14 protein-coding genes, 2 tRNA genes and 1 pseudogene are annotated in these 11,062 nt (G+C 57.5%); 7 read left to right on the top strand and 10 right to left on the bottom strand.

What is annotated here, in order from left to right:
- Positions 1–129: 129 nt before the first annotated feature.
- The 4 genes and pseudogenes from ACOCD2_RS05850 to ACOCD2_RS05835 all read right to left on the bottom strand — a co-directional run.
- A tRNA-Met gene (locus ACOCD2_RS05850) sits at positions 130–206 on the bottom strand.
- A gap of 56 nt (positions 207–262) precedes the next feature.
- A tRNA-Gly gene (locus tag ACOCD2_RS05845) sits at positions 263–336 on the bottom strand.
- Between the two features lie 30 nt (positions 337–366).
- Positions 367–735: a hypothetical protein gene (locus ACOCD2_RS05840; protein WP_419581712.1), complete on the bottom strand. Its 369-nt coding sequence runs from the start codon at positions 733–735 to the stop codon at positions 367–369.
- Between the two features lie 219 nt (positions 736–954).
- A pseudogene (locus ACOCD2_RS05835) lies at positions 955–2,201 on the bottom strand (AMP-dependent synthetase/ligase); the annotation flags it as partial.
- Between the two features lie 81 nt (positions 2,202–2,282).
- Between ACOCD2_RS05835 and thiS the strand changes: the two are divergent.
- From thiS to trmB, 3 genes are read left to right on the top strand one after another with little or no spacing between them, the layout of a single operon-like run.
- Positions 2,283–2,483 (top strand): sulfur carrier protein ThiS, encoded by a 201-nt coding sequence (gene thiS / locus ACOCD2_RS05830; protein ID WP_293645764.1) that lies wholly within the window; start codon positions 2,283–2,285, stop codon positions 2,481–2,483.
- Positions 2,484–2,543: 60 nt separating this feature from the next.
- Positions 2,544–3,329, top strand: a complete 786-nt coding sequence (locus ACOCD2_RS05825; RefSeq protein ID WP_293645762.1) for a thiazole synthase — start codon at positions 2,544–2,546, stop codon at positions 3,327–3,329.
- A gap of 56 nt (positions 3,330–3,385) precedes the next feature.
- Positions 3,386–4,042 (top strand): tRNA (guanosine(46)-N7)-methyltransferase TrmB, encoded by a 657-nt coding sequence (gene trmB / locus ACOCD2_RS05820; protein WP_293645768.1) that lies wholly within the window; start codon positions 3,386–3,388, stop codon positions 4,040–4,042.
- Here the strand turns inward: trmB and ACOCD2_RS05815 are convergent.
- Complete coding sequence (locus ACOCD2_RS05815; RefSeq protein WP_293645760.1) at positions 4,039–4,383, bottom strand: TusE/DsrC/DsvC family sulfur relay protein; 345 nt, start codon at positions 4,381–4,383, stop codon at positions 4,039–4,041. The two genes, trmB and ACOCD2_RS05815, sit on opposite strands and share 4 nt — an antisense overlap.
- Positions 4,384–4,486: 103 nt before the next feature.
- On the opposite strand from ACOCD2_RS05815, the gene ACOCD2_RS05810 reads away from it, so the two are divergent.
- From ACOCD2_RS05810 to ACOCD2_RS05795, 4 genes are all read left to right on the top strand, one after another.
- Positions 4,487–5,119, top strand: a complete 633-nt coding sequence (locus ACOCD2_RS05810) for an ABC transporter ATP-binding protein (RefSeq protein ID WP_293645758.1) — start codon at positions 4,487–4,489, stop codon at positions 5,117–5,119.
- A 2-nt stretch (positions 5,120–5,121) separates the two neighbouring features.
- A complete protein-coding gene (locus ACOCD2_RS05805; RefSeq protein ID WP_293645756.1) occupies positions 5,122–5,925 on the top strand; it encodes an ABC transporter permease in 804 nt (267 codons plus the stop codon).
- Between the two features lie 65 nt (positions 5,926–5,990).
- Positions 5,991–6,263: a hypothetical protein gene (locus tag ACOCD2_RS05800; RefSeq protein ID WP_293645754.1), complete on the top strand. Its 273-nt coding sequence runs from the start codon at positions 5,991–5,993 to the stop codon at positions 6,261–6,263.
- Between the two features lie 379 nt (positions 6,264–6,642).
- Complete coding sequence (locus ACOCD2_RS05795; protein ID WP_293645752.1) at positions 6,643–7,041, top strand: DUF3301 domain-containing protein; 399 nt, start codon at positions 6,643–6,645, stop codon at positions 7,039–7,041.
- 17 nt (positions 7,042–7,058) lie between these two features.
- On the opposite strand, the gene ACOCD2_RS05790 is transcribed toward ACOCD2_RS05795, so the two are convergent.
- From ACOCD2_RS05790 to petA, 5 genes are all read right to left on the bottom strand, one after another.
- On the bottom strand, positions 7,059–7,451 hold the full coding sequence (locus ACOCD2_RS05790; RefSeq protein WP_293645766.1) for a ClpXP protease specificity-enhancing factor: 393 nt from the start codon (positions 7,449–7,451) through the stop codon (positions 7,059–7,061).
- A gap of 22 nt (positions 7,452–7,473) precedes the next feature.
- Positions 7,474–8,070 (bottom strand): glutathione S-transferase N-terminal domain-containing protein, encoded by a 597-nt coding sequence (locus ACOCD2_RS05785; protein ID WP_293645750.1) that lies wholly within the window; start codon positions 8,068–8,070, stop codon positions 7,474–7,476.
- A 178-nt stretch (positions 8,071–8,248) separates the two neighbouring features.
- On the bottom strand, positions 8,249–8,977 hold the full coding sequence (locus tag ACOCD2_RS05780; RefSeq protein WP_293645748.1) for a cytochrome c1: 729 nt from the start codon (positions 8,975–8,977) through the stop codon (positions 8,249–8,251).
- A complete protein-coding gene (locus ACOCD2_RS05775) occupies positions 8,974–10,203 on the bottom strand; it encodes a cytochrome b (RefSeq protein WP_293645746.1) in 1,230 nt (409 codons plus the stop codon). The genes ACOCD2_RS05780 and ACOCD2_RS05775 overlap by 4 nt, the downstream gene beginning before the upstream one ends.
- On the bottom strand, positions 10,200–10,796 hold the full coding sequence (gene petA, locus ACOCD2_RS05770) for a ubiquinol-cytochrome c reductase iron-sulfur subunit (RefSeq protein ID WP_293645744.1): 597 nt from the start codon (positions 10,794–10,796) through the stop codon (positions 10,200–10,202). The genes ACOCD2_RS05775 and petA overlap by 4 nt, the downstream gene beginning before the upstream one ends.
- Positions 10,797–11,062: the final 266 nt, after the last annotated feature.

Genomic DNA, 11,062 nt, shown 5'->3' with positions numbered 1-11,062 from the left:
CCCCGGAAATTCTCTGGTCACTGTGCTGCTGCGCATGGTGGCTTGAATAATTTCTGGGAAACTTCAGTCTGACAAAAAAGGGGCAATAAAAAAGCACTTACGGATACAATCCATAAGTGCTTGATTTTATGGTGGCTAGGGGCAGATTCGAACTGCCGACCCCAGCATTATGAGTGCTGTGCTCTAACCAACTGAGCTACCTAGCCATGACAAATCAGGGCGGCAAAGATACTAGGCGCACCACCGATTGTCAATTGAAAAATGGAGCGGGTAGCGGGAGTCGAACCCGCCTCACCAGCTTGGGAAGCTGGGGTAATACCGATATACGATACCCGCCTTTCGAACACCCGGCATTATACGCCCAACTCAGTTGGTTGGCCCACCGGAATACATGGATTCCACTTCTTCAGCGAAACGTTCGAGCACCTTGGGACGTTTGACCTTGAGCGTCCGCGTAATCAGTCCTTCCTCGATGGTCCAGGGCTCCAGCATCAGCCGTACCTGGCGGATCTTGGCATATCCGGGAAAATCGGTCAGTGAGTTTTTGATGCGCCTGAGAATATCGGCATGTAACTTCTTGTGATTCAGGCTGTCAGGATCCTTCCCATCCAACCCGTGCTCCTTCGCCAGCGCAGGCCAGTTCTCCTCGTTCAGGACGACCAGCGCCGTAAGATACGGGCGCCCTTCCCCCACCACCATCACCTGCTCTATGAATGGATCCAGAGAGATGGCCATTTCCATGTCTGCCGGGGGAATTTTTTCGCCATTGGAAAGCACCAGGATATCCTTGAGGCGACCGGTGATGAAAATATGCCCGTCCTCTACCTTTGCCTGGTCTCCTGTATGCAGCCAGCCATCCGGGTCAATCATCTCCGTGGTGGCCTTGTGGTTGTTCCAGTAGCCCATCATGACGCCGGGACCGCGCACCAGCAGTTCATCCTGCTCACCGAGCTTTACCTCGGTGCCACGAATGGTGACACCAACACTGGAGGGGATGTTGTCTTCCAGCGGATTGACGCTGATCACCGGGCTGGTTTCCGTCAGACCATAACCCTGCACGATAGGTATACCCAGGCCGATGAACACCCTGGCGATATCCGGCAACAGGGGCGCACCGCCACTCACTGCAGCACGCAGACGCCCGCCCAGTTTTTCAACCACATTGCGGGCCACCAGCTTGTTGAGCAGGGGCCACAGCATGAGCTTCGGCGACCAGCCCGCACGTCCCTGCTGATACTGGAAACGGTGCCAGCCCACATCCACCGCTGCGTGGAACAGCTTGCCCGCAATGGCCGGCTTCTTTTTCAGCTGATCCTTGATCTTGCCGTAGACCCGTTCAAATATCCGCGGTACTGCGATGAGCACCGATGGACGGATGTGCAGCAGATCATCCCCCAGCTGCGCCACGGAGCGCGCATAGGCCATGCTGGCGCCCGCCATGAGGGCAGATAGTAGCCCGCCGTGCGCTCCAGAGTATGCGAAAGAGGCAGGAAGGATAGAAACACATCTTCCTCATAGCAGTCCAGGAGGGTTACGCCGCCGTGCGCAACAGAAAGCATGTTGTGATGACTGAGCATCACACCTTTGGACCGTCCGGTGGTGCCCGAGGTATAGACGATGGAAGCCAGGGAATGAGGGTCGGCACCCTGTCTTACCTGCAACTCACCACCCTGAGCGGGCAGCCAGTCTGCCGCGAGCCGGATACGCTCATCGTTGCGACTGAACTTGCCGGCTTCGTTTCCGCCATCGAGCAGAATCACCCGCTGCAGTTTGCCTTCCCCATCTTCGGGAAGGGAGGGAACGAGGCGTTTCCAGCGACCGGCATCCTGCACCAGCAACGCCTTTACACCTGACTCTTCCAGGATGTAGGCGATATTGTCCGGCCGGTCGTCTGTGTACAGAGGCACGGTTACCAGCCCCATGCTCAGAGCCGCCTGGTCCCACATCACCCACTCGGGACAGTTGCGCAAAAGAATCGCCACACGGTCTCCTGGGCGCAGTTTTTCCTGGCCCAGTGCTTTCTGCCAGCGGGCGACCTGCCTTGCCATTTCTGTCCATGTATAACTGCGCCACTCCCGGTTGGGCCGATCATAATAGCGGTAGGCCAGCCCCTCCGGGGAGCGGTGCAAACGGCGTGCAAAAACACCGTCCAGCGTTACCGCCTCTTCGACCGATATGAGATTTTCATGGAATTTTTGCATGCAGACGCTTCCCCCAAAGCACGATGAACCCCTGATTTTAGTGTAAAATCGATCCAGTTATAACCCACATATGGCGCGTCCATGAATATATCGGTAAACGGCGAAAAAACCCGCGTCGATGATAACCTGACCCTGGCAGCCCTGATCAACGGCATGACCCTCGAAGGCACAAGATATGCGGTAGAGGTCAATGAAGAACTGATACCCCGCAGCCAGCATGCTGAACACCTGCTGCACGAAGGCGATGCCGTGGAAATCGTGCAGGCCATCGGCGGCGGCTGAATCCTGCCCGGATTTTCAGGGTAGAATCACAACATCCACATTCTCACGAGTAGTAAATCAATGTCAGACAAAGATACCTTCAGCGTCGCAGGGCGCGAGTTTTCATCCCGCCTGCTCGTCGGCACGGGCAAATACAAGGACATGGACGAGACCCGCGCCGCCATCGACGCCTCCGGCGCCGAGATCGTCACCATTGCCGTGCGCCGCACCAACATCGGGCAGAACAGCGACGAGCAGAACATCCTGGACGTACTGCCACCGGAAAAATTCACCATCCTGCCCAACACCGCCGGCTGCTATGATCAGAAGACCGCAGTGCGCACCTGCCGCCTGGCGCGGGAACTGCTGGATGGGCACAACCTGGTGAAGCTGGAAGTGCTTGGCGACGAGAAAACCCTGTTCCCTGACGTCATGGCCACCCTGAAAGCGGCAGAAGAGCTGATCAAGGACGGCTTCGACATCATGGTCTACACCAACGATGACCCCATCATCGCCCGGGAACTCGAAGACATAGGCTGTGCAGCCGTCATGCCCCTGGCAGCGCCCATCGGTTCCGGCCTGGGCGTGCGCAATCCTCTGAACATCCGCACCATCGTGGAGAACGCGAAAGTGCCCATCCTGGTGGATGCCGGCGTGGGCACCGCATCCGATGCGGCTGTGGCCATGGAACTGGGCTGTGACGGTGTGCTGATGAACACCGCCATCGCTGCCGCCCAGGATCCCGTGCTCATGGCTTGTGCCATGAAGAAGGCCATACAGGCAGGCCGCGAAGCCTTTCTGGCGGGCCGCATGCCGGCCAAACGCTTCGCCTCGGCCTCCTCTCCCATGGAAGGCCTGTTCTTCTGACAGTGGAGGAAAAAAGACATCGTCCCATCCGCAGCTTCGTGCTGCGCACCGGGCGCATGACTCCCGGGCAGGAAAGGGCGTTCAAAGAATACTGGCCCCGCTACGGCGTGGATTTCGATCCCGCACAGCCGCTGGATTTTTCTGCGCTGTTCGGGAACCGCAACCCGGTGTGGGTGGAAATCGGTTTCGGCGATGGCGAATCCCTGGCCATCATGGCCAGAGCCTTTCCTGAACGCAATTACCTGGGCATCGAGGTGCATACGCCGGGCGTCGGGCACCTGCTGCTGAAACTGGCGGAGGAAGACATCGGCAATGTGCGCGTCATGAGCGCAGACGCCATGGAAATACTGCGGCAGGTCATACCCGCCAGCTCACTGTCGGGCGTGCAGCTGTTCTTTCCTGATCCCTGGCACAAGAAGAAACACCACAAGCGGCGCATCGTCCAGCCAGCCTTCGTGGAACTGATGGCAATACTGCTGAAGCCGGGTGGCCTGTTTCACGCCGCCACGGACTGGGAGGACTATGCCGAACACATGCTGCGACACTTTTCAGCGCGTGACGACCTGTTCGAAAACCTTTCTGATTCGAACGGTTACCTGCCACAACCGGACAGCCGCCCCACCACCAAGTTCGAGCGGCGGGGACAGCTCCTCGGTCACGGCGTATGGGATCTGATGTTCAGACGAACGTCAGTTCAGCCCTCATCAGGTTAATGCACACTGCCGAACGACAGATCCAGCGTACTGGGCGGCATGGGCAGCCCGGCTAACCTGCTTGCCTGATACACAGGACCATGGGGAAACAGACTGTACAGATAACGCTTGCCACCACGATCCTCGAAGCGTTCGGACAGCGCTCTGATGATATGCCGGGCAGTACAGGACGTACCGTGATCCTTGCAGTGGTTACGCAGAAAATAGATCACTTCCCAGTGGGCATCATCCAGATGAATACCATCTTCCCGGGCCAGTTGTTTGGCATGCTCTTCGCTCCAGTCGTCAAAGTTGTCAGGGGCTTGCATGCGTTCAGGATACAGGGTACTTGCTGTTGCCATAAGGTTCACTCCTCCAGATCAATCATGTTCTCGATAGTGCCGGCGTTTATGGGTATCTTGTGCCGGTCACTACCCAAGCATAGCAGTCATTCAGAATTCTGCTGTGCAAATCAATATATTTATGGGTAGCCAGCGAAAACCCCTGCTCCTGGTAAGGGAACTGCATACAGACTTCATTCACGACGTGAACCTGGCGCTGTCTGCGCACAGCTGCCTGGGGCTGCACGGAGAATCCGGTTCGGGCAAAACCCTGCTGCTGCGCGCCATAGCGGACCTGGACGTCAACGAGGGTGATGTCCGCCTGGACGACCGGCCGCGTGAGCTGTTCACCGGCCCACAGTGGCGCCGCCAGGTCAGCCTGCTGCCTGCGGAAAGCCAGTGGTGGAGCGATTCAGTGGGTGGTCATGCCAGCCACAGGCCATCAGAACTGCTGTCGGCCCTGGGCTTCCCCGAAGACGTGCTGAGCTGGCAGACCGGACGCCTGTCCAGCGGTGAAAAGCAGCGCCTCTCCCTGGTTCGCATGCTATCCAACCAGCCCCGTGTCCTGCTGCTTGACGAACCCACGGCCAACCTGGACGCGGGCAACACCGACATCGTGGAGCAGATCATCAATGACTATCTGCGGCAACATCAGGCGGCCGCCATCTGGGTGAGTCACGATCCCGCCCAGCTGACGCGTATCGCCGACAGCCGCGCCATCATGGACCAGGGCCGTTTCCTGCCGGAGGAAAACTGAACATGGAACTGATACGCCTTTCTGCTCTGGATCTGAGCATTTCCGCTGCACTGATCTGTCTGCTGGCAGGTCTTTCCTGGGCCTTGCACCTGGGCATCGGACGCCAGCTGCTGATCGCCGCCAGCCGCAGCACCGTACAACTGCTGATCCTGGGTATGATCCTGAAAACCCTGTTCGCCCAGACCAGCCTGTGGCTCATCGCCCTCATGACCCTGGTAATGCTGGCCGTGGCAGGCTACGAGGTAATGGCACGCCAGCAACGGCGCTTCCGTGGCAGCTGGGGCTACGGGCTGGGCACCCTGTCCATGTTCCTGTCCTCCTTCCTCATCACACTGCTGGCCCTGACAGTAGTGGTGCAGGTTCATCCCTGGTACCAGCCCCAGTATCTGATTCCCCTGCTGGGCATGCTGCTGGGCAACACTATGTCCGGCATCGCCATTGCTCTGGACAACCTGACCCGCAACACCTGGGAACAGCGTCAGCGCATCGAGGCACGGCTGATGCTGGGGCACGAGTGGTCCCAGGCCATCTCGAATATCCGGCGGGACGCCCTGCGCTCCGGGCTGATCCCCATCATCAATGCCATGACCACAGCGGGCATCGTCAGCCTGCCCGGCATGATGACCGGCCAGATTCTCGGTGGCAGTCCGCCCATGGAAGCCGCCAAGTACCAGCTGATGATCCTGTTCATGATTGCCGCAGGCTCCGGGCTGGGAAGTCTCACAGCCATCTGGGCCGGCAGCCGGCGTCTGTTCGACGAGCGTCAGCGCCTGCGGCTGGACCGGCTGTCTTCTGCGCATAAATAACTGTCAACCGATTGCCGCTCCAGGCGTTTTACCGGATACAGACAACGAAACCCTGGAGAATTGACATGGCAAGCAAAGCAGGCAGGTATTTCTTCTCTTCACTCCTCGCCATCACGGTCACACTGGCGCCGGTACTGGCGATGGCGCACGGCTATCACAGGCCGTACTACCGCGTGGTGGTGGTCAAACCCGCACCCCCGGCTACCGTGGTTGTGGTAAAGCCAGTACGCCGCTGCCGCGGTTACTGGCATCACGGTTACTGGCGCTGCCGCCCGCATCCCGGACGTGTGCTTACCCACGCCGTAGCGGACGCCATCTGGTGGGAGAGCACGCACTGAAATCAGTTTTGCGGGGGATTGTTCTCCCGCTTGAGCTGCGCTTCGCGCCACAGTTTCAGGCCCAGCAGCACCCACGGGATGCCGTGGAGCAGCAGATCGAAGATATCCAGCGGGCGCACACAGCTCGGCCTGTCGTCTTATTTATCAAAAGGTTAGGAGTCTCGGGCATCTTCCCTCTCGGCGTTGCGTGCCTTGCCAAGGAGACCACCCTTGCCTGCGGCACGCGCCTTGATAGGAAAGATGCCCGAGACTCTGAATACGATATATTTGGTTGCCGGGTTAATATTGCCGCATTGACGATGGCGTCCACGGCAAGTCTGGTAATATCACCCGTACACACCTGCAGCACATCTTTTTTCGATACGGAGCGTTTCATCCTGTGGTTTCCACTCTGGCAGCGATCATCATACTGGGCCTGCTCGCCATGTTCTGGCTGGAAGCCGCCCGCGCCAGGGAACTGGCCGTCGGCATCAGCCGCGCTGCCTGCGACAAAGAACGATACCAGCTGCTCGACGACAGCGTTTATCTGCAGCGTGTGGGGCTGCGCTGGACGCCATCAGGTCTGCGTTTCCGGCGTATGTACCGCTTCGACTACAGCGTGGACGGCACATTGCGTCAGTCTGGCTATGTCCTGCTTATCGGCGACCAGCTGGAGGCCGTGCATATTCAGGGCAGACATACCATCGAGCAGGAAGCCCGGTACAATGAAGCGCCTGCTGCGGCCAAAACTGCGAAGCCCAAGGCTGAAGTCATCCCCTTCCCCAGAAAAAGACCGTAAGGGGACACACAGTTTGGCTACTTGACCACTTTCAGGCTGGGTCGCCCGCCAGCAGGCGGCGGGGTATCATCCGGCCCTTCATCCTCAGGCGGGACGGCTTCGTCATCCTCGGGAAACAGCATGCCCTGCCCGTTTTCCTTGGAGTAGATGCCCAGTACCGCGCTCACCGGCAGCAACACGTTCATTGGGTTACCGGAAAAGCGGGCACCAAAGGATATCCAGTCGTTACCCAGATCGAGATCGCGCACCGCAGAGGCACTGACGTTGAGTACGATACGTCCGTCTTCCACAAACTGACGGGGAATCTCCACCCCCTTGGCATCGGCATTGACCAGCAGATGCGGCGTCATGCCATTGTCGCTGATCCATTGCCAGATGGCGCGTATCAGATAAGGACGGTTGGAGGTCATGGACATGGAGGCGCACAGCGCATCAGAGACGCATTTCCCTCTCGGCTTCTGTCAGACTCTTGGCAAACGCATCACGTTTGAACAACCGTGCCGCATAGGCATTGTAGGTATTGGACGCACTGCCTTCGAGTTCGATGCCCAGATGCGGCAGGCGCCACAACAGGGGGGCGATACTGGCATCCACGACGGAGAATTCGTCACTCATGAAAAAGGGTTTTGCCGCCAGAATGGGAGCGCTGGCAGTCAGACTCTCCTTGAGTTCCTTGCGCGCCTTGGTCGCGGGTTTTCCGCCGGCCAGGATGGTATCCACCCGGCTGTACCAGTCCTTCTCAACGCGATAGATATACATGCGGAAAGTGGCCCGGGAAACCGGATCGACGGGCAGCAGTGGCGGATGAGGGTAACGCTCATCCAGATATTCCAGAATGATGCGGGAGTCGAACAGCACCAGCTCACGATCAACCAGCGTGGGGGCGGTGCCGTAAGGATTGAGATCCATGACATCTTCGGGAAGATTCAGCGGATCGACATCCACGATGTCCACGGTAACATGCTTCTCGGCCAGCACCAGCCGCACGCGATGGCTGTGCAAATCTGCGGGATCGGAAAAAAGGGTCATGATGGATCTTCTTGTTGCCACTGGCACCTACCTAAAATATGGATTGCTGAACTCAGGCGTAAAAAAACGATTCTAAAGAGAAAGCCAAGCCTTCTCAGTCGACAGCACAGACATGGAAAAGGCGCACAGTATAGCAGACTGCGCGCCTTTTCGGGCCGTACATCAATACAATTCAAGATCAGTGCACGTCTTTCCAGTACTCCTTCTTGAGCAGGATGGATACCACGAAGAAGACCAACAGGAACAGCATCACCCAGATACCCAGATGCTGACGTTCCAGTTTCACCGGCTCCGCCACGTGAGTCAGAAAAGTAGCCAGATCCCGGGCCAGTTCGTCATATTCCTCCTCGGAAAGACGGCCGGGCTTGACGAGCTTCAGTTCTTTCACATGCACGTTACCATGCTCGTCCTTCTCTTTAACAGCCTCCTGCACGCCCTGCAGTTCCATCAGCACATGCGGCATACCCACGTTGGGGAAGACCACATTGTTGACACCGAAAGGACGGCTCTCATCGGCATAGAAGCTCTTCAGATAGGTGTATATCCAGTCGGCGCCACCATGCTTCAGGCGTGCAGTCAGCGTCAGATCCGGTGGCGCGGTACCGAACCACTCGGCAGCATCCGCTACGGGCATGCTGGTGGTCATGAGATCACCCACCTTGCCATCGCCAAACATCAGATTGTCACGGATCTGATCTTTGGTCAGCCCGAACTGCTGCATATTCTCATAACGGAAATACTTCAGAGAATGACAGCCCTGACAGTAGTTGACGAAGTACTTGGCGCCACGCTGCATGGCGGCATCATCAGTAAGATCGATATCAGCCGATTCCAGATGTACCGCGCCACTGGCAAAGCCGGTCAGCGGCAACAGGGCCAAAGAAAGGATTGCAATCAGTTTTTTCATTTGGTCACCCTCTCTGGTACTGGCTTGGTCTTATCTATCTTGCTGTAGATGGGCATCGCCAGGAAAAAGACAAAATACAGTGTTGTGCAAATCTGCGCCGTCAGGGTGCGGCCCGGAGTGGAGGGCTGCATTCCCAGATAACCCAGGATAACGAACACCACGACAAACATGGCGATCATGACCTTGAAGATGGGCCCCTTGTAACGAATGGATTTCACGGGACTCTTGTCCAGCCAGGGCAGGAAGAACAGGATCACGATCGAGGCACCCATGACAATGACACCCCAGACCTGTGTACCGGCAAAGCTCGGTACGGCACGCAGCATCGCGTAGAAGGGCGTGAAGTACCATACCGGCGCGATGTGCTCAGGCGTCTTCAGCGGGTTGGCAGGCTCGAAGTTCGGTGCCTCCAGGAAATATCCGCCCATTTCCGGCAGGAAGAACACGATCGCCAGGAAGATGATGAGGAAACCCACCACGCCCGCGATATCCTTCACACTGTAGTAGGGATGGAAGGGAATACCGTCAGCAGGTGCAGTGTCGCTCCACCTGTTGCCCTTGGGCCCCTTCTTGATCTCGATACCGTCAGGGTTATTGGAACCCACCTTGTGCAACGCCACGATATGCACGAACACCAGCGCAGCCAGCACGAAAGGCAGCAGGAAGTGGAGCGCAAAGAAGCGGTTCAGAGTGGCGTCGGAAATAACATAGTCACCCCGGATCCAGATGGACAGGTCGTCACCGATGACGGGAATGGCCTGGAACAGGTTCACGATAACCTGCGCACCCCAGTAGGACATCTGGCCCCAGGGCAGCAGATAACCCATGAAGGCAGTGGCCATCATGGCAACGTAAATGACCATACCGATGATCCACAGCAGTTCCCGTGGCTTGCGGTAGGAACCATAGATCAGTCCGCGGAACATGTGCAGATAGATGACAATGAAGAAGGCTGAAGCCCCGGTCGAGTGCAGGTAGCGTATCAGCCATCCCCAGTTCACATCACGCATGATGTATTCGACGGAAGCGAACGCCAGGGTAGCATCCGGCTTGTAGTCCATGGCCAGCCAGATGCCGGTCACGATCTGGTTTACCAGCACCAGCATTGCCAGCGAGCCGAAGAAATACCAGAAATTGAAGTTCTTGGGCGCATAGTATTGCGCCAGATGTTCGTTCCACACCTTGGTGGCGGGGAAACGCTCGTCTATCCAGGTCATCAGGCTCATGCTGCACCTCCGTCATCTGCGCCGATTAGCACTCTCGTATCACTGAGGTACTTGTGCGGGGGAATCACCAGGTTGGTCGGGGCAGGCACGCCCTTGTAGACCCGTGCTGCCAGATCGAACTTGGAACCGTGACAGGGGCAGAAGAAGCCGCCCATCCAGTCCGCACCCAGATCGGCGGGACCGATGTCCGGACGATAGGTCGGCGAGCAGCCCAGGTGGGTGCAGATGCCTACGGCTATCAGGTATTCCGGCTTGATGGAACGGTGATAGTTCTTGCAGTATTCGGGCTGCTGGGGAACCTCGGAATCGGGATCGGCGAGATGCCCTGTATTCTCCTTGAGATTCTTCAGCGTCTCTTCGGTGCGGCGGACTACCCAGCATACCTTGCCGCGCCACTTGACACGCAACAGCGCACCGGGTTCGATCTTGCCGATATCAGCTTCTTCCGGCGCACCCATGGCCTTGGCCCGGGCGCTGGGTTGCCAGTAACTGAGAAAAGGAACGAGGGCAAAGCCCGCGCCTACCGCACCGATACCAGCTGTCGCTGTAATCAACATGCGGCGTTTTTTGAGGTCCACGCCTTGTGAGCTCATGGATGGAATACCCCCAGTTGCAATTGAAAATTCGGGTTTGAAGCTGGAAATCGATCTCCAAGCTTTTCAGAATATACTAATTTTCTATTCTGAAGATAACTCAGGATTTTCACCCAATTGAGTCATTTGGTCAAGATAAGGAAACGCTAGTCGAGTAGATCGGCCATTGCTGGCTTTCACCCTCACAGAACCGGACGTGCGGATTTCCCGCATCCGGCTCTTCCGAGCAGGTCACCCGGATTGAGCGGGAGCCAATTGTCTGGGCG

The organism is Thiolapillus sp. (genome assembly GCF_048562965.1).
GTDB lineage: Bacteria > Pseudomonadota > Gammaproteobacteria > Chromatiales > Chromatiaceae > Thiolapillus > Thiolapillus brandeum_A.
Note: the sequence above shows the minus strand (reverse complement) of the source record. Positions and strands in the feature narration are given on the sequence as shown.